This window comes from Methylobacterium sp. PvR107 (assembly GCF_017833295.1).
In the GTDB taxonomy this organism is placed as follows: Bacteria; Pseudomonadota; Alphaproteobacteria; order Rhizobiales; family Beijerinckiaceae; genus Methylobacterium.
The window spans coordinates 2183958-2207973 of the sequence record NZ_JAFIBW010000001.1; the positions used below are offsets into that span (position 1 = coordinate 2183958).

Genomic DNA, 24016 nt, shown 5'->3' on the forward strand with positions numbered 1-24016 from the left:
CGCGCATCGAATGGGTCAGATCTCGATCTCGGTCCCCACCTCCACGATCTGCCGGGTCGGCAGGCCGAAATGGGCGCCGGTCCGCTCGGCGTTGCGCTTCATGAATGCGAACAGGCCCTCCCGCCAGGGCGCCATACCGGGATGGGTCGGCGACGGGATCACCACCTCGTGGCCGACGAAGTAGGTCATGTCCTCCAGGTATTCCGGCGGCAGCAGGCCGCTCGTTACGGCGCATTGCAGCCCCTCGGGGATCGAGGCGGTCTGCATGAAGCCGTAGCGCAGGACCACGCGCTCCATGCCGGGCGTGTATTTGGAAATGGCCTTGCGGATGCCCTGGGCCACGAGCGTCACCTCCGCCCGTTCCGTCGCCGGAATGACCGGCTCCTCCTCGTAGAGGACGGTGATCAGCAGGAGCCGCTCGTGCAGGCAGCGGCTGCGCTCGAGCAGACGGCCGAGCGCCATCGGAATGCCCTCTGTGGCGGCCGTCAGGAAGGCCGCGGTGCCGGGCAGCGTCACCGGCGGGTGCGAGGCGAGGCGGGCGAGGAAGGTCGCCTCGGACATGCGCATGGTCTGGCGGACCGATTCGAGGACGTGGTTGCCCTTCATCCAGGTCAGCATCAAGAAGGCGACCACGGCGGCCAGCAGAAGCGGAAACCAGCCGCCTTCCAGAAGCTTCACGCTGTTAGCGGCGAAGAAGACGCCGTCGATGGCGAGGAAGAAGCCGTTCACGGCCACGACCAGGATCGGGTTGTAGCCCCACCGGAGGGCGATCAGGGCCGCCAGCAGCGTGGTGATGCCCATGAGCGCCGAGACCGCGATCCCATAGGCGCCGGCCAGCGCGTCGGACGAGCCGAACACCACGACGGCGGTGAGCGTCGCGGCGGCGAGCATCCAGTTCACCCCGGGGACGTAGATCTGCCCGCGCTCGTCCCGGTCGGTGTGGACGACCCGCATCGCCGGGAGGAAGCCGAGCTGGATCGATTGCTGGGTCAGCGAATAGACGCCCGAGATCACCGCCTGCGAGGCGATGACCGTCGCCATCGTGGCCAGCGCGACCAGGGGATAATGCGCCCAGTCCGGAGCCAGCAGGTAGAACGGATTCTCGATGGCTTCGTGATTCGCGAGGATGAGAGCACCCTGGCCGCAGTAATGGATCAGAAGTGCGGGCAGGACGAGGACGAACCATGCTGCACGGATGGCCGGGGCGCCGAAATGGCCGAGGTCGGCGTACATTGCCTCGCCGCCGGTCACCGCCAGGAAGGCGGCGCCGAGCATCAGGAAGCTGATGTGCCAGCCCGCATGGATCAGGAAATCGATCGCCCGCCAGGGATTGGCCGCCGCCAGGATCTCCGGCGCCCGCAGGATGCTCGGGACCGCGAGCAGGACCAGCACGACGAACCAGACCAGCATCACCGGTCCGAACACCCGGCCGATGGCGGCCACGCCCTTGTGCTGGACCAGGAACAGCCCGACCAGGATCACCAGCGTGATCGGCACCACGAACGGACCGAGTGACGGCGCATCGACCTTCAGGCCCTCGACCGCCGACAGCACCGAGATCGCCGGCGTGATCGCCCCGTCGCCGTAGAGCAAAGCCGCGCCCACGAGCCCGATCACCAGAAGCAGCGCCTTCCACGTCCCCGGCCGCGCCTGCCGCGCCCCCAGCAGCGCCAGCATGGCGACGATGCCGCCCTCGCCGCGATTGTCGGCGCGCAGGATCAGCACCGCGTATTTCAGCGACACGATCAGGATCAGCGACCACAGGATCAGCGACACCGCACCCGTGGCCGCCGCCGGCACCGAGGCCCCGCCGGCGGTCGCGGCCTTCACCGCCTCCTTGAACGCGTAGAGCGGGCTCGTGCCAATGTCGCCGTAGACGACCCCCAGCGCGCCGAGCATCAGCGCCGGCCCCGGACCGTGCCGGACGGCGCCGGGCTTGCGCACGACCGGTGCGTTGGGGAGCCCGACTGTCGGTGCTGCCGCGGGATTGAGGGCTTGGCTCACGGGCAGGTCCGGTCGATGGCGTCGCTATCGAGGCGACCTTAGCAAGCCGAGGGCACGGCGAAAGACTGTCGGATAGCCCCAAGGGACTACGACGAAGACTTGTCACTGACCGCGATGACGATCGCGTGAGATCGGCGCGTCAGAACGGGGCGCCCAGTCACCGTCAGGATCCCGCTCCGACGGCCGTCGACGCGACCGCTCGCACGTTCCGGACCCACCCGCACCGCGTCAGGGTGACGGCGGTTTGCTGAGGACGACGACGGACTGACCGAGCATGGTGCCCGACGGCCAAGGGGCGGCGGGCCCGTCGATGAAGTGCGCGATTTCGAACCCGAGATGACCGGCCCAGATCTGCCAGACGCTCCGCTCGATGAATGTATTGAGGTGAGGTACCGAGCTGGTCCGTTGCTCGCCCACGGTGGTCGTGAAGATGCCCCAATGCGAGGGGGTGCTGAATTCGAGAAAGGACGCGACGACACGTCCGCCCGGGCGCAGCGCGCGATACATTTCCTCGAGATAGATGTAGCACTCCGTGTGCAACAGGTGCGTGAAGATGCTGAAAGCCGCAAACAGATCGACGCTGTCGTCCGAAACCGGCAAGGCGAGCCGATCGTTCTTCATGAAACGATAGCTTGGCGGACATTTCGTCTTCGCGTAATTCAGCAACGCCTGAACGACGTCGAGACCGAGATATTCGACCTGCACTTCTCTCGCGAGATTGACCGCCAGGCGGCCGGAACCGCACCCGAAATCGACGACCGTATCCCCGTCCTTCAGCCCGAAATGCTTCAGGATCTCGCACTCGATCGCGCCGATGCGATCATAGTCACCACCGACGGCGCGGCTCATGGCCTCGTCGAGCGGCAAATCGCGCATGAGCTGGTGGACAAACTTCTCGTAGTCTTCGACGAAGTGAAACTTCGCCATCCGGGCAACCTCGATCGATAGGTTCTTGACGAGACTTGTGTCAGCTTTCCCGCGGCCGCGATAGCAGCAACACCGAGGCGCGCAGTGAGATGCCGGGGGAGCCGCATCGCGGCGTCCGGCGCGTGTCCGCGGGTCAGGTCGGCGCCGCCTCAGGCGGCGTCGAGGCCCAGATCGATGATCGCGGCCGAGTGGGTGATCCAGCCGCAGGAGATCAGATCGACGCCCGACGCCGCGACCGCGCCCACCGTCTCGCGGGTGATCCGGCCCGAGGCCTCGGAGAGCGCGCGTCCGTCGATCATCGCCACCGCGCGGGTGAGCTGGTCGGGACTCATGTTGTCGAGGAGCACGGCGTCGAGCCCGACCGAGAGCGCCTCCTCCAGCTGCTCCAGGCTGTCGACCTCGCACTCGATCTTCACGAGGTGACCGGCCCGGGACCGGGCGCGCTCGATCGCCGGCACGATGCCGCCGGCCACCGCCACGTGGTTGTCCTTGATCAGCACCGCGTCGTCGAGGCCGAACCGGTGGTTCGAGCCGCCACCGGCCCGGACCGCGTGCTTCTCCAGGGCGCGCAGGCCCGGCGTGGTCTTGCGGGTGCAGACGATCGAGGCCTTGCCGTGCGGGCGGGCCGCCGCGACGAGCCCCTGGGTGGCGGTGGCGACGCCCGACATGCGGCAGAGCAGGTTGAGGGCCACGCGCTCGGCGGTGAGGATCGCCCGGGCGGGCCCTTCGAGGCGCAGGACCACGTCGCCCGGCGCGACGCGTGCGCCGTCGCCGCGCTCGACCGTCACGGTCACGGCTGGATCGACCAGCGCGAACGCTATGGCGGCAGCATCGGTGCCGGAGATTACGCCGTCCTGGCGGGAGGCGATCACGCCGCGCATCCGCTCCCCCGGGGGCACGATGGCGTCGGTGGTGATGTCGCCGGCCCGGCCGAGATCCTCCAGCAGGGCGGCGCGCACCACCGGCTCGACCAGGAGCCGCGGCAGGGGCAGGATCTCTTCGGGAAGGACCGATCGGGTCATGGCGTCAGAGCCTCCTCGGCGGTCTCACGAACGCTCCGCGCCGCCCGGATTTCGGCCAGCGCGGTCTCCGTGTGGCTCGCGGCTACAGGATGCGGATAATCGCTCCGCCAATGGGCACCGCGGCTCTCCTGCCGCTCCAGCGCGCCGCGGGCGATCAGCAGCGCCACCAGCGCCGCGTCGCAGGATTCCGCCTCGGGCGTCAAGGCGGTCACCGCCCCCGCGAGACCGGCAGCGTCGCGCACGACCCCGACCTGGCGCTCCATCAGGGTGCGGATCGCCGGCAGGTCGCCGGAGGTGCGGGCGTTCACGGCCTGGGGCACGATAGCCGCCGGCGGCGGCGCGTCGAGCCCGTCGGCGATGAAGCGCGCATAGGCGAGCCCCTCCAGCAGCGAGTTGCTGGCGAGCCGGTTGGCGCCGTGCAGGCCCGTGGAGGAGACCTCGCCGCAGGCATAGAGGCCCGGCACCGAGGTGGCGCCGTGCGCATCCACCTTGACGCCGCCCATGTGGTAATGCGCCGCCGGACGCACCGGGATCGGCTGAACGGCCGGGTCGATGCCGGCGGCGGCGCAGAGTCCCGCCACCGTCGGGAAACGCGTCGGCATCGCGGCGCCAAGCGCGCCCCGGGCGTCGAGATAGACCGTCCGCCCTCGCTGCAGCGCCTGGAAGATGCCTCGGGCGACGACGTCGCGTGGGGCGAGATCGCCGCCCGCGATGCCGGCCATCACGGGGGCGCCGGTCTCGTCGATCAGTCGGGCGCCCTCGCCGCGCAGGGCCTCGGTGGCGAGCGGCATCGGATCGGCACCGGTCGCGATGGCGGTCGGGTGGAACTGCACGAATTCCATGTCGCGCATCACCGCCCCGGCGCGGGCGGCAAGGGCCAGCCCGCGTCCAACCGCGCCCGGCGGATTGGTGGTGGCCGCGTACAGGGCTCCGACGCCGCCGGTGGCCAGCACCACGGCGCGGGCCGGGATGCGGAACAGGGCGCCGTCGCGCTCGGCGACGATCCCGGCCACCGCCCCTTTCGTATCACGGAGCAGGTCGCAGGCGCGCGCCATGACGATCTCGATCGACGGCGCGGCCAGCACGGCCCGGACCAGCCCTTCGAGGACGCGCGCCCCGGTGGCATCCCCGCCGGAGCGGACGATGCGTCGTCGGCCGTGCGCGGCCTCCAGCCCGAGGGCGAGTGCTCCGTCGGCGGTCCGGTCGAACGGGACGCCGATCCGCACCAGCCAGTCGATGAGGGCCGGGCCTTCCTGGGCGACGCGGAGCGCGACGTCGGGCTCGGTCAGCCCGGCGCCGGCGGCTTCCGTGTCGGCGGCGTGCAAAGCGGCCGCGTCGTCCACGCCGACCGCGGCGGCGATGCCGCCCTGCGCCCAGCCGGTGGCGGTGCCGAGACCCAGGGGCGAGGCGGTGAGGAGCGTCACCGGGCGGGGCGCGAGGCGCAGCGCGACGCTCAGCCCCGCGACGCCGCCGCCGACCACGACGACGCGGTCGGCCGCGTTGGGTGAGATCGCGTTCATCGCGTGCGCACCTGGAGCATGCGCTCCACCGCCGCCCGGGCGCGGTCGGCCAGCGCCGGATCGACTAACACCTCGTGGGTCATCGTCTCGAGCGACCGGCGGATGTTGCGCAGGCTCATCCGCTTCATGTGCGGGCACATGTTGCAGGGCTTGATGAACTCGATGTCCGGGTTCGCAGCCGCGATGTTGTCGGCCATCGAGCACTCGGTGACGAGCACCACCTGCTTCGGCCGCTTCTCGAGGACGAAATCCATCATCATCGCGGTCGAGCCCGAGAAATCCGATTCGGCCACCACCGCCGGCGGGCATTCCGGATGCGCGATGACGGTAACGCCGGGATAGCTGTCGCGGACGTCGCGGATGTCAGCCGGCGTGAAGCGCTCGTGCACCTCGCAATGGCCGGCCCAGGTCAGGATCTCGACCTCGGGGATCTCCGCCTGGACGTTCTGCGCCAGGAACTCGTCCGGGATCATCAGAACGCGCGGGGCGTTCAGTGACTTCACCACCGCAACGGCATTGCCGGAGGTGCAGCACAGGTCCGACTCGGCCTTCACGGCCGCGGAGGTGTTCACGTAGGTGACGATCGGAACGCCCGGGTACTTGGCCCGCAAGCCGCGCACATCCGCGGCGGTGATCGAGTCGGCCAGCGAGCAGCCCGCACCCATGTCGGGGATCAGCACGGTCTTGCTCGGGTTCAGGAGCTTGGCCGTCTCGGCCATGAAATGGACGCCCGCCAGCACGATCACGTCGGCGTCGACGTTCACAGCCTCGCGGGCGAGCGCGAGGCTGTCGCCGACGATGTCGGCCACCGTGTGGAAGATCTCGGGCGCTTGGTAGTTGTGCGCCAGGATCACGGCGTTGCGCTCGCGCTTCAGGCGCAGGATCGCCTCGATGTCCGGAGCCAGCGCAGGCCACTCGATCGCCGGAACGTGCCGGCTGACACGGGCGTAGAGGTCCGGAAGCGGCAGACCCGGAATGGGCGTGCGGGAGACGGGTGCAACGGTCGCCGCCATGGCGTCCTCCATTATGCTCAGTTTGAGCATTGTGCCGTCTAACTTATGGGTGCCGGAGGCGCCTGTCCAGATATGCTAGCTGTGAGCATAAATATTTTGCGGCGCGATGTTATGCTGCGCCGCCGAAGACCGACGGGTCAGCAGAAGGTGGCGGGGTCCGGTCCGATCCGGCCGTCGGGCCGGTCCAGGGCCGCGATCGTCTCCATCTCGTCGGATGCGAGTTCGAAATCGAACAGGGCGATGTTCTCGAGGATGCGCTCGGGCCGGGCGGTCTTCGGGATGGCCACGCAGCCGATCTGAATTTGCCAGCGTAGCACCACCTGGGCGGGGGTCTTCCCGTGGGCCTTCGCGATCGCCACGAAGACCGGGTCGTTCAGCTCCCTGCCCTGTCCCAGCGGGCTCCAGGATTCGGTCACGATCCCGCGACTTGCATCGTCGGCCCGCGGCGCCTTGCGCTGGAAGTGCGGGTGCAGCTCGATCTGATTCACCGCGGGCGCGACGCCCGTCTCGCCGATCAGGGTGGCGATGTGCTCGGGCGTGAAGTTCGAGACGCCGATCGACTTGGCGCGCCCCTCCTCACGGAGCTGGATCAGGGTCTTCCACGTCTCGACGAACAGGCGTCGCTGCGGGCACGGCCAGTGAATCAGGTAGAGGTCGACATAGGGGAGGCCAAGTCGCTGCAGGCTCTCGTCGAAGGCACGCCGCGTTTCATCGCGGCCCTGGCGGTCGTTCCAGAGCTTGGTGGTCAGGACGATCTCGTCCCGGGGCACTTGCGCGTCGCGGACGGCGCGGCCGACGCCGGCCTCGTTGCCGTAGACGGCCGCGGTGTCGATCAGGCGATAGCCGGCCTGGAGCGCCCGGCCAACGAGGTCCGGCGCCTGTGCGTCCGAGAGCTGCCAGCAGCCGTAGCCGATCTGCGGGATCCGGCGCCCGTCGTTGAGCGGCAGGGTCGGGACGGCCATGGCGCAAGCCTCCGGTGTCGTTGTCCGATCAACTCAAACGCTCGCATCGGGACGCGTTCCAACGCGCCACCGTCTTTGCGAGCGCAGCAGCGAAGCCGCGGTGAACGGGCGCAGTCTGGACCGGATCTAATCCAGCGCGCTGGGCGTTGGCACACCGGATTCCAGACTGCGTCGCGCCGTGTTGCGCTGCGCACGGGCGGGATAGCAGCATGACAGACGCGACTCCGAAGAAGCCGTTCGCCTTGACGCGGCGGGCCGTGGTGGAGGGCTGCGCCGCGGCCGGGGCGCTCGGCGCCCTCGGCCTCCGGCCTGCGCCCGCAGTGGCGGCACCGGGCGATCCTGCTCCGCAGACCATGCCGGTGCGGCTCACGATCAACGGCCAGCCGCGGGATCTCGTCCTCGACACCCGCACGACGCTGCTCGATGCCCTGCGCGAGCATCTGGCGCTGACCGGCACCAAGAAGGGCTGCGACCACGGCCAGTGCGGCGCCTGCACGGTGCTGGTGGACGGTCGTCGGATCAATTCCTGCCTGACGCTCGCGGCGATGCACGAGGGCGATGAGGTCACCACGATCGAGGGGCTCGCCACCGGCGACCATCTCCACCCGATGCAGGCGGCCTTCCTGGAGCATGACGGCTTCCAGTGCGGCTACTGCACGCCGGGCCAGATCTGCTCGTCAGTCGGCATGCTGAGCGAGGCCAAGGCCGGCTGGCCGAGCCACGTCACCGAGGACGTCGCGTCAACGCCGACACTCAGCGATGCCGAGATCCGCGAGCGCATGAGCGGCAACATCTGCCGCTGCAGCGCCTACCCGAACATCGTCGCGGCGATCCGCGACACCGCCGCCAGCAACCTCTGAGGGGGCGGAGATGAAGGCTTTCACATACGAGCGTCCGGCGACGGTTCAGGACGCCGCGAAGCTCGCGGCCGAACGGCCGAACGCCAAGTTCATCGCCGGCGGCACCAACCTTCTCGACCTGATGAAGCTCCAGATCGAGACGCCGGCGACGCTGATCGACGTCAACCGGCTGCCGCTGGACAAGGTCGAGGCCACGCAGGATGGCGGCCTGCGCGTCGGCGCGCTGGTACGCAATTCCGACCTCGCCGCCGACCCGCGGGTGCGGAAGGACTACGCCGTGCTGGCAAAGGCGCTCCTGGCCGGCGCATCGGGGCAGCTGCGCAACAAGGCGACCACGGCCGGCAACCTGCTTCAGCGGACGCGCTGCTACTATTTCTACGACACGGCCATGCCCTGCAATAAGCGCGAGCCCGGCTCCGGCTGCTCGGCGATCGGCGGGTTCAACCGCATCATGGCGGTGGTCGGGGCGAGTGAGGCATGCATCGCCACCAACCCGTCCGACATGGCGGTCGCCATGCGGGCGCTGGACGCCACCGTCGAGACGATGAACCCGGACGGGCAGACGCGGACCATCCCGATCGCCGAATTCCACAAGCTCCCGGGCGACACCCCGCAGATCGAGACGGATCTCCGCACGGGCGAGATCATCACCGCCGTCACGTTGCCGAAGCCGGTGGCGGGCATGCACATTTACCGCAAGGTCCGCGACCGGGCGTCCTACGCGTTCGCCACCGTGTCGGTGGCGGCGGTGATCGCCGGCGAAGGCGGCAAGCCGACGGCCGCGCGCCTCGCCTTCGGCGGGCTGGCGCACAAGCCCTGGCGGGTCGCCGAGGCCGAGGCCGCCCTGGTCCAGACTGGCTCCGCCGACGCCGCCGCCGACGCGGTGCTCAAGGGCGCCCGCGGATACGGCAGCAACGACTTCAAGATCCCGCTGACCCGGCGGACCCTGCGCGCCGTCGTGGCGCAGGCGACCCGCGCGTAGCATCCCGGCAAGGACCGTTCCCATGGAGATGAACCAGCCGATCGGCCGGACGCCCCTCGACGACCGGCCCGACGGGCTCGTCGGCAAGCCGCTGAACCGGGTCGAGGGCAAGCTTAAGGTCACGGGGCACGCGCCCTACGCCTACGAGACCCGGGCGCTCAAGAACCCCGCCTACGGCTTCATCGTGCCGGCGACGATCGCTTCCGGCACGATCCGCTCGATCGACGCGGAGGCCGCCCGCAAGGCGCCGGGCACGATCCTGGTCCTGACCCACGAGAACGTGCCCGAGCAGGGCGAGAAGAAGGAGCAGGTCTGGCCGCAGCTCCAGGGAACCGAGGTCAGGTTCTACGGGCAGCCCGTGGCCTTCGTGGTGGCCGAGACCTTCGAGCAGGCCCGGGCGGCCGCGATGCTGGTCAAGGTCCGGTACGACGCGGCCAAGCCCAAGGGACTGCTGAAGGACAGCCTGGCGGCGGCTTACGAGCCGAAGCCGGTCAACTCGCCGCCGGACTCCAAGCTCGGCGATTTCGACGCCGCCTTCGCGGCCGCGCCGGTGAAGCTCGACGTGGAGTATGTCACGCCGAACCAGATCCACGCGCAGATGGAGCCACACGCCACCATCGCCGCCTGGGACGGCGACGGGGTCGTGCTGCACACCGCGAACCAGATGCCGAACCGGGGCCAGAAGGCGCTGGGCTCGGTGCTGAAGCTGCCGCCCGAGAAGGTCCGGATCGTCAGCCCCTATATCGGCGGCGGGTTCGGCGCGAAGCTGCAGGTCCAGCCGGAGGCGACGCTCGCGATCCTGGCCTCGAAGGTCGTCCAAAGGCCCGTGAAGGTGGCCCTGACCCGTCAGCAGGAATTCCACGTCGCGACCCACCGCACCGACACGATCCAGCGGATCCGGCTCGGTGCCGACAAGGAGGGGCGCCTCTCGGCGATCGGCCACGAATCCTGGTCCGACACGGCCGAGGGTGATGGCTTCTTCGAGACCTCGGCCAACGTCACCCGCTCACTTTACGCGGCGCAGAACCGTGTGACGCGGCACCGGCTCGTGAACCTCAACATGCCCATCGCCTCGTCGATGCGCGCGCCCGGCGAGGCCGTGGGCCAGCTCGCCTTCGAGTGCGCCATGGACGAGCTGGCCGAGCAGCTGAAGGTCGATCCGATCGAGCTGCGGGTGCGCAACGAGCCGGAAGAGGATCCCGAGAAGAAGGTGCCGTTCTCCACCCGCCAGCTCGTACCCTGCATGCGCGAGGGTGCCCGCCTGTTCGGCTGGGACAAGCGTCAGGCGGCGGGCAGCCGGCGCGAGGGCAACTGGCTCGTCGGCATGGGCATGTCGGCCGCCGCCCGCCTCAACCCGCTGATGCCGTCCGCCGCCAAGGTCCGGCTCGGGCCGGACGGTGTCCTGGTCGTCCGGATGGCCATGACCGATCCCGGCACCGGCACCTACACGATCCTCACCCAGATCGCCGGCGAGATGCTGGGCCTCCCGCCCGAGCGCGTGCGGGTCGAGATGGGAGACACCGACTTCCCCTTCGCCTCAGGATCCGGCGGCTCGTTCGGCGCGGCCTCGGCGGGCTCGGCCCTGTACGTGGCCTGCGACAACCTCCGGCAGGCCCTGCTCAAGGCCGGCGATCTCAACCCGGACGGGGCGACGTTCCGCAACGGCGCGGTCACGTCTGGCAACCGCACGGAGGCGCTTACTGACCTCGCTGGCTCGGGGCTCGAAGCGGCGGGCGAGATCAAGCCCGGCGAGATGAAGCAGAAATTCTCGCAATACTCCTACGGCGCCCACTTCGCCGAGGTCAGCGTCGATGTCGACACCGGCGAGATCCGGCTGCGGCGGATGCTGGGCGTCTTCACCGGCGGCCGCATCCTCAACGCCAAAACCGCGCGCAGCCAGGCGATCGGCGGCATGACCTTCGGGGTCGGCGCGGCGCTGATGGAGGATGCGGTGGTCGATCCACGCTACAGCTTCTTCGTCAACCACGACATGGCCGAGTACCACGTGCCGGTCCACGCCGACATCCCGGAGATCGACGCGGTGTTCCTGCCAGAGCTCGACGACAAGGCGAACCCGTTGAAGAGCAAGGGCCTCGGCGAGCTCGGCATCTGCGGCGCCGGCGCCTCGCTCGCCAACGCCATCTACAACGCCACCGGGATTCGGGTCCGCGAGTACCCGCTGACGCTCGACAAGATGCTCAAGGGCTTCGAGGAGCAGGAGGGGCAGGCGCAGCGGCGGACGTGAAGCCCGTCCGCATCGTGCGGCACCTCGCCGAAGGTTGACGGGCAGACGCCCAGGCAGGACACCCGGCCAAAAGCCCGAATGCGGGAGAGCGCCCGGTGCCCGACAGCCTGCCCCACGACCGCCAGCCGCCCGCGCGGTTCAACGCCGCGCGGTACTGCCTCGCTGAGAACGCGCGGCTGCGCGCCGACAAGACCGCCCTCGTCCTGGTCGGGGATGGGATGGCCGACTGCCTCAGCTTCGGCGCGGTCGAGCGGTCGGCGCGCGCGATCGCGGCGGGCTTGCTCGATCTGGGGCTCAAGCCCGGCGACCGGGTGATGATCCGGATGGGCAATGAGGCCGATTACGTCCTCGTCTATTTCGGCGCTCTGGCGGCCGGCCTCGTCGCGCTGCCCTCCTCGCCGCAGCTCACCGCGGCCGAGGCGGCGTTCCTGATGGAGAATTCCGGCGCCGCCGCCGTGGTGGTCGGCAGCGGCTGCACGGTCGCGCCGGAGGCCCTGGACGGCCGGCTGCTCCTCGATGCCGCCGCCATCGCCGCCCTGAAGGCCGGTCCGCCGCTGCCCGCCTACGCCGACACCGCCGCCGACGATCCGGCGGTACTGATCTACACCTCCGGCACGACCAGCCGGCCGAAGGGCGTGCTTCACGCCCACCGTGCCGCCTACGGCCGCCGGCCGATGCTCGACCACTGGCTCGGGCTGACCGAAGCCGACGTGATGCTGCATGCCGGCACCATGAACTGGACCTACACACTGGGCGTCGGCCTCAGCGATCCGTGGTCGGTGGGCGCAACCGCGGTGCTCTACAATGGCCCGCGCGATCCCGCCATCTGGCCGCGCCTGATCGCGCAGTACCACGCCACTGTGTTCGCCGCCGTCCCGACGCTCTACCGTCAGATCCTCAAGTACGGCGATCTCGGCGCGCACGATCTGTCGAGCCTGCGCCATGGCTGCACGGCGGGCGAGCCGCTCCCGGTCGAGTTGCTCGACGCCTGGACGCACGCGACGGGCAAGCCGCTCTACGAGGCGCTCGGGATGAGCGAGATCTCGACCTACATCTCCAGCGGCTCGACGATCCCGGTGCGGCCCGGCTCGCCCGGTAAGCCGCAGCCTGGGCGGCGGGTGGCGATCCTGCCCGCGGAAGGCGACGCCGTTCCCCTGCCCGCGGGCGAGACTGGCCTGCTCGCCGTCCACCGGTCAGAGCCTGCCCTGATGCTGGGCTACTGGAACCGCCCCGAGGAGGAGGCCGAGGTGATGCGCGGCGACTGGTTCGTCGGCGGCGACCTGGCACGGCTCGATGCCGACGGTTACCTCTGGTTCGAGGGCCGCAACAACGACCTGATGAAGGCGATGGGCTACCGGGTCTCCCCAAACGAGGTGGAGGTGGTGCTCTCCGCCCATCCGTCGGTGGCAGAGGTGGGCGTCGCCGAGTTGCCGGTGCGGGCGGATGTCTCGGTGATCTGCGGCTTCGTGGTGCTCCAGCCCGACGCGGAGCCCGACGCCGAGGCCCTGCTCGCGTGGTGTGCCGAGCGGCTCGCCGCGTACAAGCGCCCGCGGGAGATCCGCTTTCTCGACGCTCTGCCCCGCACGGCGAACGGCAAGGTGCAGCGCAAGCGGCTAGCCGAGGCGGTGGCGGGGTGAGGTGAATTGCCCGGCGTGGGTGCGATCCGCGTCACCATTCGCCGCATCACAGCCGTCCGATCCCGTCGTTGCGGGGCCGCGACGCGGAGCCCGGAATCCTGGCGCACCAACGCGCCAGGATCCTTCTGAGGCAGCGGCTTTGGTTTTGGGGCTCGCCTGCGGCGCCCCGGAACGACGGGGCGGATCACCGGTCCGAGAACGTCACATCGTCGACTGCGCGTTCCAGCGTCCGATCCGAAGCGCCGACTGGAACATGTCCGGCGCGGCTCACAAGCACCCTACAGGAGCGTCCCGCGCAGGATCAGCAGCGCCACCGAGAAGTAGATCACGAGCCCGGTCACATCGACCAGCGTTGCCACGAAGGGCGCCGAGGCGGTAGCCGGATCGAAGCCGATCCGCTGGAGCAGGAACGGCAGCATCGAGCCGGACAACGACCCGAACGTCACGATTCCGACCAGCGCCGCGCCGACCGTGGCGGCAACCAGCGGCCAGTGCTCGCCGTAATCGTACAGGCCGAGCTTCTGCCAGGCCACGATCCGGATCACCGCGATGATGCCGAGGATCGTCCCGAGGAAGATCCCCGTCGGCAGTTCGCGCAAGGCCACCCGCCACCAGTCGCGCAGGCGGATCTGGTGCAGGGCCAGTGCCCGGATCAGCAGCGAGGTCGCCTGCGAGCCGGAATTGCCGCCCGAGCTCATGATCAGCGGGATGAACAGCGTCAGGACGATCGCCTTCTCGAGCTCGCCCTCGAAACCTTGCATGGCCGAGGCGGTCAGCATCTCCGACAGGAACAGCGCGCACAGCCAGCCGGCGCGCTTCCGGATCATCGTGAAGAAGCCGATATCCATGTAGGGCTCGGGGAGCGCCTCCATGCCGCCGAAGCGCTGCACATCCTGCGTCTGCTTCTCGATCATGGCGTCGATCATGTCGTCGACCGTGACGATTCCGATGACGTGGCCGACTGCATCGACCACCGGCAGCGCCAAAAGGTCGTATTTGGAGATCAGCCGGGCCGCCTCCTCGCGGCTCGCCGTCGGCGAGACGGCGAGGGGCCGCCGCCCCGGTGCGACGCTGAGCACGTTGTCGTTGGGATCGCCCGAGATCAGCCGGCGCAGCGGCACCGCCTTGGTGAGCGCCCGGGTGCGCGGGTCGAGCACGAAGATCGCGTAGATGGTCTCGCGGGTCTTCTCGACGTGGCGGATGTGCTCCAGGGTCTGGCCGACCGTCCATGTGCCCGGCACCGTGACGAACTCGGTGGTCATCAGCGAGCCGACCGTCTCCTCGCCGTAGGCTGAGAGTCGGTCCACCGCGCCCCGGGTCTCGGCGTCGAGGCGGGCGCGCAGGTCGGAGCGGCCGGGCTCCTCGATCTCGCGGAACACGTCGGTGACCCGGTCGGCCGACATGCCCGACAGGTAGGCCGCGACCCGGTCGCGCGGCAGCATCTCGATGATGTCGGCGACGCAGTCGAGTTCCGGCTGATCGAGCACCTCGATCGCCCGCTCCACCGGCAGGCCCAGCAGGATGGCGGCAGCGACCTCGGGGGCCTCGTCGTTGAGCTTCTCGACGATATCCGGGGCGCGCTCGTCCGAGAGACGCGCGGCCAGCACGGACGGGTCGACGCGCGTATCGAAGAGGGCGATCTCGTTCATGGCCTCGCCTCGTGGGTTACGAGACGACGCGGCGCCGGTCATCCTGGGTCAAGGCCGTAGCCGGCAGCCGCGCCGGTCGCCCCGCGGCCAGGCCTCTCAGCGGCTCAGGCGGGACGACGGCACGGGGCCGGGCACGGCAGGCACGATCGGTCGGGCACGTCGCTTCGCGGGTCGCTGCTGAATGGGAGCGCGGCGTCGCCGGAGACGATAGCGCGCGGCTGCGTCGTGCGCCCGCGCGGAAGGCCCGTCAAGCCGAAACAGTTCCCGATCCCGTGCGTTCCGACCACCCGCTGCACTCCGCGCGCCGGTGTCGCACCGCGGCACCAACCCCCTCCACGGAGGATAGCGGCCTCCCTATGAGAAATATAAGTGTTGCGCTCGCTTGTATTGCGTCCAAGATATTGCCTATATGCCTCTCAGCAACAGCGAGGAGAAGCGCCATGGCTTGGTCTGCCCCGATCGTGTCCGAGATCTGCGTCGGCATGGAAGTCACCAGCTACGAGTCGGCTGAGATCGACACCTTCAACTAAGTCACTGTGATCCGAGGTGAAATATGCCTCGGTCAACGTGGTCTCAAACTAAAATATCCGAAATTCTCCAGGAGGAAAACATGGCTTGGTCTGCCCCGATCGTGTCCGAGATCTGCGTCGGCATGGAAGTCACCAGCTACGAGTCGGCTGAGATCGACACCTTCAACTAAGTCGACGACCGCACGGTTTGGGCGCCGCTTCACTCGAAGCGGCGCTTTTCGTTTGTGCGCCGTCCTGGCCTGCGCCTACGCCCTGCGAGACCTTCCGGCATCGGATTGCTTGGGCTGAGACCGGAGGTTCGTCCCGGCTCCGGCGCCTCGCAGGACGCCGGACCGGCCGATACCGCCTCACCGCACGAAGAGCCCTGCGATGGCCGCGCTCGTGAGGTTCGAGAGTGAGCCCGCCAGGATTGCCCGGAGCCCGTAGCGGGCGACCTCGGAGCGCCGCTCCGGAACGAGGCTCGAGAAGCTCGCAAGCTGGATCGCGATCGAGGCGAAATTCGCGAAGCCGCACAGGGCAAAGCAGACGATCGCCTGCGAGCGCGGGTCGAGCGTGCCGGCCTTCAGCGTCGGTGACAGGTTGGCGTAGGCGAAGAATTCATTGAAGGCGAGCTTCTGGCCGATCGCGCCGCCGACCAGCGTCGCGTGCTCCCAAGGAACACCGAGAATCCACGCCAGCGGGCCCAGCGCCCAGCCGAATACGCCCTCGAACGAGGCGCCGGGATAGCCGAACCAGCCCCCCGCGGTACCGAGGAGCCCGTCCGCCAGCGCGATGAGGCCCACGAAGGCGATCAGCATGGCGCCGACCGAGACGGCCACCGCCAAGCCCTTCTGCGTGCCGTCCGCCGCCGCCTCGATGATGTTGGCCGCGCGGGTTTCGCCGAACTCCACCCGGGTGGTGGCGATCCGGGTCGGCTCGGTGGAGGGCATGAGGATCTTGGCGTAGAGCAGGCCGCCGGGGATCGCCATCACCGAGGCGGCGAGCAGGTAGGTCATCGGGACGCCGAGGGCGGCGTAGCCGGCCAGGATCGAGCCCGCCGTGGACGAGGCGCCGCTCGACATGACCGCGAACAGCTCGGCACCGGTCAGGAGCGCGAGGAACGGGCGTAGAGCCACCGCGATCTCGCTCTGACCGATGGCGATCGTAATGACGGCAGCGAAGGACTCGATCGGCGCTGTGCCGAGGATCCGCTGGAGGACCGCACCAAGGCCGCGGGCCAGGACCTGCATCAGGCCGACGTGATAGAGCACCGCGATCAGAGCCGAGACGTAGAGGATCTGCGGCAGCACCCGCAGCGCCAGGATGAAGCCCGAGCCCCCGAACAGCTCGAACATCTTCGGCTCGACGAGGCCGCCGAACAGGAAGGCCGTGCCGCGGTCGCCGTAGGACAGCACCGTCACCACCGCGTCGGCGGCCGCCACCAGCGCGGCCTGACCGGCGGGCAGGAACAGGACCAGCGCCCCGAGCCCCACCTGGAGTGTGAGGGCCGCCAGCACGACCCGCGGGCGGATCGCGCGGCGGTTCGTGGAGAACAGGGCCGCGACGGCGAGCAGCAGCAGGAGGCTGAGGCCGGCATGGGTCAGGCGGTCGAGCATCGCGTCCTTCGGGTCCGAGCTTGGCCGGCGCTTATGGAAGGTTCGGGCCAGCGACCGTCAATCCGGTCGATCCGGCGCGAGATAGGGGGTGAACAGGTCTCGGACCTGCGCGAAGCCCCAGTCGAGATCGGCCTCGGTCAGCGCACTACCGCCCTGGGGACGATGGCTCATCCAGTGGCTGGACACGATCCAGGCATTGTCGATGAGGCGCCCGAGGGCGTCGGGGCCGATCCGGAGCCGCCCGGCCCGCGCCGCCGCCTCGAAGACGCCGCGGGCCAGATCCTGCGTCTGCGCCCGCAGCGCGTGGACACGCGGGCGCAGGGCCGGCGCGATCTCCACCATGGCGATCCCGTCCCGGTAGACGCAGCGGTAGCGCCAGATCAGGTCGAACCACGCCCGCTGGTAGGCGAGCAGCGCCTCCGGCGCCGCGGGATCCGCCGGCATCCGGCCGGCAACCGCCACGGCCTCCGCCTCGAAGCCGGCGAACATCGCCTCCACGAGGCCACTCTTGCGCGGGAAATGATACTGCAGGTTCCCCTCGCGAATCCCCGTCGCCGCGGCGATCTCCGCCGTCGTCACGCGGCCCAGGCCGCGGGCGTTGAACAGCGCCAGGCTCACCGCCAGGATCCGGTCGCGCGTGCTCGGCGCGGCCGGGGGCGGCATCCTCTCGTCCTTCAATGATGCTCGGCCGCGCGCCATGGTCCGTCGTCTCGCCTAGGGTGTTCACCCTAGACAATCTCCGGAGCGGAGGCTATCCCTCGCGCCAGGCCCGGACCAACCGGCAAGACGGGAGGCACAGATTGGCTCAGAGGTTTCAGCTCGCAGGCGCGGTCGCGCTGATCACCGGCGCGGCGAGCGGCATCGGAGCCGCCCTGGCGGCGGGTCTGGCCGCCAAGGGCTGCAGCCTCCTGCTGGTGGACCGGGATCCGGTCGGCCTCGAGGACGTCGCCCGGCAGGTTCGCGGACGCGGCACCACGGTCGAGACCCGGATCGTCGATCTCGTGGATGCGGACGCGATCCGCGCGCTGCCAGACTGGGCACAGGACCGGTTCGGGCGCCTCGACATCCTGATCAACAATGCCGGCGTGGCGCTCGGCGGCCGGTTCGACGAGACGCATCTCGACGATTTCGAGTGGCTGATGGACATCAACCTGCGCGCGGTCGTGCGCATGTGCCACGCCTTCCTGCCGATGCTGCGCGCCCGGCCGGCGGCACAGATCGTCAACCTGTCGAGCCTGTTCGGGCTGATCGCGCCTCCCGGCCAGGTCGCTTACTGCACCAGCAAGTTCGGGGTCCGGGGCTTCTCTGAGGCCCTGCGCCACGAATACGAGGGCACCGGGCTCGGGATCACGGTCGTCCATCCGGGCGGGGTCGCCACCGCCATCTCCCGCAACGCCCGCGGCCGCCGGCCGCCCTCCGACCCCGAGGCGGCCAAGCGTGCAGCGGTCGAGGACGAGAAGGGGCGCGAGGCCTTCGGCAAGCTCCTGACCCTTCCGCCCGCCGACGCCGCGCACGCGATCATCCGCGGCATCGAGGCCCGGGCGCCGCGCATCGTCATCGGCAAGGATGCCCGGAACGCGGCGCTGATCCAGCGGCTGATGCCGGCCGGCTACTGGAAGACGATCGTGCGGCTGTCGGGCGGGAACCTCTGAGATGGCAAGCCTGCGCGCCTATATCGGCGCCTACATGATCCGCAGCCGGATCCGCGGTCCGCTGGCCCGGGCGCGGGACGCCGCCGCCTTCCGCCGCATCTTCGAGGCCCCGGCCTTCCCCGACCCTAAGGGCGTGACCTACGAGCCCGGGACCGTCGGGGGCATCCGCGGCGAGTGGGTGCGGCCGAGATCCGGGCCGGGACAGCGGATGCTCTACATCCACGGCGGCGGCTTCATCGCCTGCTCGCCGCGCACGCACCGGCCCGTGACGGGCGCGCTGGCCCTGCGCGGCTTCACGATCTTCGCCCCGGATTACCGCCTCGCCCCCGAGCACCCGTTCCCCGCCGCCGTCGAGGATGTCGTGGCGGTCTGGCGGGCCTTCAGCGCCGAGGGCGCGGCCTGCGTGGCCGGCGAGTCGGCCGGCGGCAATCTCGCCCTGGTCCTGATGGCCGAGGCCCGCGACCGCGGCCTGCCGATGCCCTGGGCCGCCGCCCTGTTCTCCGCCGCCACCGACTTCGTCTCCGAGGACGGCTCGCGGGTGACGAATGCGTGGCGCGACGCGATGTTCGACCCGCAGGCGCTCGCGGCGATCCGGCCGATGTATCTCGGCAAGGCCGACCCCGCCGACCCGCGGATCTCGCCGATCTACGGCGACCCGGCCGGCTTCCCGCCGCTGCTGTTCCACGTGGGCGACCGCGAGATCCTGCGCGACGATTCCGTGCGCATGGCGGAGCGGACCCGGGCGGCCGGGGTCGAGACGGAGCTGAAGGTCTTCCCCGTCGTCTCCCATGCCTGGCAGTTCGCGGCCCATATCCTGCCGGAGGCGCGGATCTCCCTTGACGAGGCCGCCGCCTTCCTGAAGGCCCGCGCGCCGAAATCCCACGCCAGCTCCGGGAGCCTCGTGCCATGACCGATCCTGCGGGCGAAACCGCCCCTGAACCGCTGGCGGTCCTCATCGTCGGCGCCGGCTTCTCCGGGCTGGCCATGGCGATCCGCTGCCGGCAGGCGGGGATCGGGCCGCTGCGGGTGATCGAGAAGAGCGACGGCCTCGGCGGCACGTGGCACGACAACACCTATCCGGGGGCAGCCTGCGACGTGCCCTCGCATCTCTATTCCCTCTCCTTCGCCCCGAAGGCCGACTGGAGCCGGATGTACGCCCCGCAACCGGAGATCCTGGCCTATCTGCGCAACACCGCCGAGCGCCACGGGCTGATGCCGGTGATCCAGTTCCGGACCACCTTTCAGGGCGCCACCTGGCACGAGGCGCGCGCCCTCTGGCACGTCGAGACCGACCGGGGGCCGATCACCGCGCGGGCGATCGTCTCCGGCATGGGGGGCCTGCATCACCCGGCCTATCCGGATATCCCCGGCCGCGAGTCCTTCGCGGGTCCCGCCTTCCACACGGCGGCGTGGGACCATGCCGTCGACCTCGCGGGCAAGCGCGTCGGGGTGATCGGCACGGGGGCGAGCGCGGTCCAGGTGGTGCCCGAGCTCGCCGCGATCACCGCCCAGCTCACCCTGTTCCAGCGCACGCCGCCCTGGATCATGCCCAAGAACGACCATGCCATCGCGGAGCGTGCCAAGGACCGGTACCGGAAGATCCCGTTCGCCCGGCAGCTGGAGCGGGCGCGGCTGTTCTGGCTCCACGAGATCCGCGCGCTGCTCGGCTTCACCAAGGTCTCGAAGCTGACCGCCCAGGCCGAGGGCCTGGCGCGCCGGCATCTCGCCAAGGCGGTCCCGGACAAAGTGCTGCGGGAAAAGCTGACGCCGAATTACCGGCTCGGCTGCAAGCGGGTGCTGATTTCCGACGATTACTACCCGGCCGTCCAGCGCCCGAACGTCACCCTGGAAACCGGGGTCATCACGGGGATCGCGCCGACCGGCGTGGTCACCGAAGGCGGCCACACGCACGACCTCGACGTGATCGTCTACGCCACGGGCTTCGACGTCACCGCGACCTTCGCGCGGATGAACCTCGTCGGGCGCGGCGGCCTGCGGCTGACCGAGGCCTGGGCCGGCGGCATGGGCGCCTACCAGGGCATCACCGTCGCGGGCTTTCCGAATTATTTCATGCTGCTCGGGCCGAATACCGGGCTCGGGCACAACTCGGTCGTGTCGATGATCGAGGTTCAGGTGCAGCACGTGCTCGACTGCCTGAAGGCCCTGCGCCGGGGCGCCCGGGCGATCGAGGTCCGCCCGGAGGCGCAGGCGCGCTTCCTCGACCGGATCCGCACCCGGTTGGCCGACAGCATCTGGCAGGCCGGGGGCTGCAAGAGCTGGTATCTCGACGCCGCGGGGCGCAACACGACCCTCTGGCCGGATTCGGTGATGGCCTACCGGCGCAGCGCCCGCCGGGCCCGGATGGCCGATTACCGGTTGGGCTGAGACTGGGTTCGGCGCTCAGAACGCGAAGCCGGCCTCCTCCGCGAAGGCATCGAGGCCGGGGAGCGACGCATCGAACAGCGGGCGCGCGCCGAAGGCGTCGCCGGCCCGGACGAACAGCGTCACCTTCGCGTTCCGGTGCGGGCCCATCACGCAGACCAGGCGGCCGCTATCCTTCAGCTGCTCCAGCAGCGCCTGCGGCCGGACCTCGACGCGTCCGTTGATCAGGATCACGTCGAACGGCGCCTGCTTGGGCGCGCCGGCGCCGATCGGGCCCTCCACCACCTGGACGGTGCTGCCGAGCCGGCCGCGCGCCTCGGCGGCGAGATCGGGAACCGATTCCAGCGCGGTCACCTGGGCGCCGAGTTGCGCCATGACCGCCGCGGCGTAGCCGTAGCCGCTGGCGACATCGAGGGCAGTGACGCCCGGCCGGACCCGCAGGGCCTGGATCATCCGCGCCAGCACCATCGGCGCCGGCATGCAGCGGGTCTCGCCGCCGGCCCCGTCGATGTGCAGGGTCTGGTCGATATACGCGAAGGGCTCGCGGCCCTTGGGCACGAACGTCTCGCGCGCCACGGTGTCGAACGCGTCGAGCACCGTATTGTCGTTCACGTCGAAGGTCCGCAACTGGCAGTCGACCATCATCCGCCGCGCCTGCGCGTAATCGATCATCGAACCCTGTCCTCGAACCGGATCGGAACGCCGCTTCGGCCGGGCTCCGGCAGGTCGCCGGTCCCCCGGCCAAGCCTAAGCTTTCCGGACGGGGGCGTTTTCGGAGATCGGTGCCCAAAACGCAAGGCGAGTGCGGGCGCAGCCGTCCGCGCGTCGCTCGGGGCCCCTTGGTCTGGTCGCGGCCGCGAATTTGTAACGCTGGCGTTCAGAATGCTGTCGACATGCGACGCCCAGCCTTCGCTTAATCGGCCCAGGGCTCCGACGGCCTAAGAACGAAAACGTTATTGGGGGGATCGAGGGATGTCTATCCGCGCTGTGCGCTTGCGTGCCTGCGTCGCTGCACTCTGCCTCGCGGTGCCGGCCGCCTCGCCGGCTGCGGCCCGGATCGTGGGCCTCGACATCACCGCCGTCGAGCCGTTCGCAGGCGGTGCGAGCTTCGGAGAGACCGGCGCCTACGAGCGGGTCACCGGCTTCGCCCGCGGGGAGATCGACCCGGCGGACCCCGCCAATGCCGGCATTGCCGACATCGCGCTGGCGCCGCGCAACGCGCGCGGCCTCGTCGAGTATCGCACGGACCTGTTCATCCTGCGCCCCAAGGACCCGGCGCGCGGCAGCGGTACGCTGGTCTACGAGGTGCTCAACCGGGGCCGGAAGTTCCTGTTCAACTGGGTGCTCGACGCGCCCGCCCAGGCCGCGCAGGCGGTCAACGACCCGCGCGAAGCCCGGGATGCGGGCACGGCCCTGGTCCTGAACCGCGGCGACACGATCGTGTGGTCGGGCTGGGAGGCGGACGCCCTGCGCCAGAACGGCGGCATGGCGATCGACGTACCGGTGGCCAGCCGCGACGGCAGGCCGATCGTCGGCACCGTGCGTGATGAACTGGTGAGTGGAACGCGCGGCCCGCTGGAGGCGCCGTTCTACCTGACCTTCGCGGCGGCCGGCACGGACCAGCCCGGCGCCACCCTGACGGTCCGGCGCCGGGAGGCCGACCCGCCCCAGCCGGTGCCGCGCGAGGCCTGGACCTTCGCGGGGCCGCGCCAGCTCATGCTGCTGCCGGCGGGCACGAAGCCCCAGCCCGGCTCGCTCTACGAGTTCACCTACGAGGCCGTCGGCCCGAAGGTGCTGGGCCTCGGCTTTGCGGCGACGCGGGATGTGGTCGCCCATCTGCGCGAGGGCGCCGCGGACAATCCGGCCGGCGGCAAGATGCAGCGCGCCCTCGCGCTCGGCATCTCGCAGAGCGGTCGCTTCCTGCGCGACTTCGTCCATCTCGGCTTCAACCGGGACGAGGCCGGCGCCCGCGTCTTCGACGGGGTGCTGGCCCATATCTCCGGAGTCGGCGGCGTCTTCCTCAACGCGCGCTTCGCCCAGCCCTCGCGGACCAACACCCAGCACGAGGATCACCTCTACCCCGAGAACGCCTTCCCCTTCTCGCCGGCCGTCCAGCACGATCCGGTGACGGGGCAGCGCGGCGCACTCCTGCGCGGCGACGGCTTCGACCCGCTCTGGATGGAGGTGAACACCGAGACCGAGTACTGGCAGAAGGGCGCGTCGCTCCTGACAACGGATCCCCTCGGCCGCGCCGACGTGGACCTGCCGGACACGGCGCGGGCCTACCTGATCGCGGGCGGTTTCCACTACGGCCGCTCAGGCCTCGTCTCGGACAAGGGGCCGTGCGCCAATCCGCGCAACACGCTCAATCCCGGCCCGGCCCTGCGGGCGCTGCTGGTCGATCTCGAGGAATGGGTGCGCGACGGCCGGGCGCCGCCGGCGAGCCGGGTGCCGCGCCGATCGGACGGGACCCTGGTCGAGCCGACAGCCACAGGCTTCCCGTACGTTCCGGGTCTCGCCGTCGCGACATTCACCAACGCCATCGCGCGGTTTCCGACCTACGTCGACCCGCATCCCGAAGCGGGGCCGCAATACCGGCCCCTGGTGCCGCGGGTCGACGCGGACGGGCAGGCCATCGCGGGTATCCGCCTGCCCGAGGTCGCCGTGCCGCGCGGCACCTATACCGGCTGGAACCTCTACGCCGAGCCGTTCCCGGCCGGCGCGCTGTGCGATCGCGAAGGCAGCCTGCTGCCCTTCGCGGGGACGAAGGCCGAGCGCGACGCCAAGGGTGACCCGCGGCTCTCGCTCGCGGAGCGTTACCCGGATCAGGCCGCCTATGCTGACGCCGTCGCCCGCACCGTTGACGCGCTCGTTGCGGACAGGCTGCTGCTGCGGGAGGATGGCGACCGGTACCTGGAACGTGCCCGCACGGGCGCGCAGCGCCCCTAATCCGGGCGCGAGTTACGTCGGCATCGCGCTGTCGCGCCCAGGCTTGCCCGGCGGGTCGCGTCGTCGGACAGTTCGTTGAATAACGAG

Annotated in this window: 20 protein-coding genes; 10 read left to right on the top strand and 10 right to left on the bottom strand. The window is 70.1% G+C overall.

The genetic code is table 11. The features are described from left to right. Window positions 1-15 precede the first annotated feature (15 nt). The 6 genes from JOE48_RS10260 to JOE48_RS10285 form a co-directional block, all read right to left on the bottom strand. Window positions 16-2004, bottom strand: a complete 1989-nt coding sequence (locus JOE48_RS10260; RefSeq protein ID WP_210029595.1) for a KUP/HAK/KT family potassium transporter — start codon at window positions 2002-2004, stop codon at window positions 16-18. A 228-nt stretch (window positions 2005-2232) separates the two neighbouring features. Beyond that, a complete protein-coding gene (locus JOE48_RS10265) occupies window positions 2233-2931 on the bottom strand; it encodes a class I SAM-dependent methyltransferase (protein ID WP_210029596.1) in 699 nt (232 codons plus the stop codon). Window positions 2932-3080: 149 nt separating this feature from the next. Next, entirely contained in the window at window positions 3081-3953 is an 873-nt protein-coding gene (nadC, locus tag JOE48_RS10270) for a carboxylating nicotinate-nucleotide diphosphorylase (protein WP_210029597.1), read from the bottom strand. Continuing rightward, window positions 3950-5473, bottom strand: a complete 1524-nt coding sequence (locus JOE48_RS10275; protein ID WP_210029598.1) for an L-aspartate oxidase — start codon at window positions 5471-5473, stop codon at window positions 3950-3952. The genes nadC and JOE48_RS10275 overlap by 4 nt, the downstream gene beginning before the upstream one ends. Next, window positions 5470-6486: a quinolinate synthase NadA gene (nadA, locus tag JOE48_RS10280; protein WP_210029600.1), complete on the bottom strand. Its 1017-nt coding sequence runs from the start codon at window positions 6484-6486 to the stop codon at window positions 5470-5472. The genes JOE48_RS10275 and nadA overlap by 4 nt, the downstream gene beginning before the upstream one ends. Window positions 6487-6623: 137 nt before the next feature. Next, a complete protein-coding gene (locus JOE48_RS10285; RefSeq protein ID WP_210029601.1) occupies window positions 6624-7448 on the bottom strand; it encodes an aldo/keto reductase in 825 nt (274 codons plus the stop codon). 209 nt (window positions 7449-7657) lie between these two features. Here JOE48_RS10285 and paoA point away from each other — a divergent pair, with 209 nt between their 5' ends. The 4 genes from paoA to JOE48_RS10305 all read left to right on the top strand — a co-directional run bounded on the left by paoA (window position 7658) and on the right by JOE48_RS10305 (window position 13172). Further along, window positions 7658-8308: an aldehyde dehydrogenase iron-sulfur subunit PaoA gene (gene paoA, locus JOE48_RS10290; RefSeq protein ID WP_210029603.1), complete on the top strand. Its 651-nt coding sequence runs from the start codon at window positions 7658-7660 to the stop codon at window positions 8306-8308. A 10-nt stretch (window positions 8309-8318) separates the two neighbouring features. Then, window positions 8319-9290, top strand: a complete 972-nt coding sequence (locus tag JOE48_RS10295) for an FAD binding domain-containing protein (RefSeq protein ID WP_210029605.1) — start codon at window positions 8319-8321, stop codon at window positions 9288-9290. A 22-nt stretch (window positions 9291-9312) separates the two neighbouring features. After that, the gene (locus JOE48_RS10300; RefSeq protein ID WP_210029607.1) at window positions 9313-11535 is read left to right on the top strand and encodes a xanthine dehydrogenase family protein molybdopterin-binding subunit; all 2223 of its coding nucleotides are present in this window, start codon (window positions 9313-9315) and stop codon (window positions 11533-11535) included. A gap of 95 nt (window positions 11536-11630) precedes the next feature. Next, entirely contained in the window at window positions 11631-13172 is a 1542-nt protein-coding gene (locus JOE48_RS10305) for an AMP-binding protein (RefSeq protein WP_210029609.1), read from the top strand. Between the two features lie 278 nt (window positions 13173-13450). On the opposite strand, the gene mgtE is transcribed toward JOE48_RS10305, so the two are convergent. Further along, on the bottom strand, window positions 13451-14863 hold the full coding sequence (gene mgtE, locus JOE48_RS10310) for a magnesium transporter (protein ID WP_409518572.1): 1413 nt from the start codon (window positions 14861-14863) through the stop codon (window positions 13451-13453). A 398-nt stretch (window positions 14864-15261) separates the two neighbouring features. Here mgtE and pqqA (JOE48_RS10315) point away from each other — a divergent pair, with 398 nt between their 5' ends. Together pqqA (JOE48_RS10315) and pqqA (JOE48_RS10320) are read left to right on the top strand one after the other, a co-directional pair. Continuing rightward, window positions 15262-15351, top strand: coding sequence for a pyrroloquinoline quinone precursor peptide PqqA (pqqA, locus tag JOE48_RS10315; RefSeq protein ID WP_007559223.1), 90 nt, complete (start codon window positions 15262-15264; stop codon window positions 15349-15351). Between the two features lie 80 nt (window positions 15352-15431). Next, window positions 15432-15521, top strand: a complete 90-nt coding sequence (gene pqqA / locus JOE48_RS10320; RefSeq protein ID WP_007559223.1) for a pyrroloquinoline quinone precursor peptide PqqA — start codon at window positions 15432-15434, stop codon at window positions 15519-15521. Window positions 15522-15698: 177 nt separating this feature from the next. Here the strand turns inward: pqqA (JOE48_RS10320) and JOE48_RS10325 are convergent, their stop codons facing one another. Both JOE48_RS10325 and JOE48_RS10330 read right to left on the bottom strand, forming a co-directional pair. Further along, window positions 15699-16946: a NupC/NupG family nucleoside CNT transporter gene (locus tag JOE48_RS10325; RefSeq protein WP_210029612.1), complete on the bottom strand. Its 1248-nt coding sequence runs from the start codon at window positions 16944-16946 to the stop codon at window positions 15699-15701. 57 nt (window positions 16947-17003) lie between these two features. After that, window positions 17004-17609: a TetR/AcrR family transcriptional regulator gene (locus JOE48_RS10330; RefSeq protein ID WP_245252785.1), complete on the bottom strand. Its 606-nt coding sequence runs from the start codon at window positions 17607-17609 to the stop codon at window positions 17004-17006. A gap of 137 nt (window positions 17610-17746) precedes the next feature. Here JOE48_RS10330 and JOE48_RS10335 point away from each other — a divergent pair, with 137 nt between their 5' ends. From JOE48_RS10335 to JOE48_RS10345, 3 genes are read left to right on the top strand one after another with little or no spacing between them, the layout of a single operon-like run. Further along, a complete protein-coding gene (locus JOE48_RS10335; protein WP_210029616.1) occupies window positions 17747-18598 on the top strand; it encodes an SDR family oxidoreductase in 852 nt (283 codons plus the stop codon). Window position 18599: 1 nt separating this feature from the next. Further along, window positions 18600-19508: an alpha/beta hydrolase gene (locus JOE48_RS10340; protein WP_210029617.1), complete on the top strand. Its 909-nt coding sequence runs from the start codon at window positions 18600-18602 to the stop codon at window positions 19506-19508. Then, window positions 19505-20983: an NAD(P)/FAD-dependent oxidoreductase gene (locus tag JOE48_RS10345; protein WP_210029618.1), complete on the top strand. Its 1479-nt coding sequence runs from the start codon at window positions 19505-19507 to the stop codon at window positions 20981-20983. The genes JOE48_RS10340 and JOE48_RS10345 overlap by 4 nt, the downstream gene beginning before the upstream one ends. Before the next feature lie 15 nt (window positions 20984-20998). On the opposite strand, the gene JOE48_RS10350 is transcribed toward JOE48_RS10345, so the two are convergent. Next, complete coding sequence (locus JOE48_RS10350) at window positions 20999-21652, bottom strand: protein-L-isoaspartate O-methyltransferase (RefSeq protein ID WP_210029619.1); 654 nt, start codon at window positions 21650-21652, stop codon at window positions 20999-21001. Between the two features lie 300 nt (window positions 21653-21952). Between JOE48_RS10350 and JOE48_RS10355 the strand changes: the two genes are divergently transcribed. Beyond that, window positions 21953-23929, top strand: a complete 1977-nt coding sequence (locus JOE48_RS10355) for an alpha/beta hydrolase domain-containing protein (RefSeq protein ID WP_210029620.1) — start codon at window positions 21953-21955, stop codon at window positions 23927-23929. The last annotated feature ends 87 nt before the right edge of the window (window positions 23930-24016 follow it).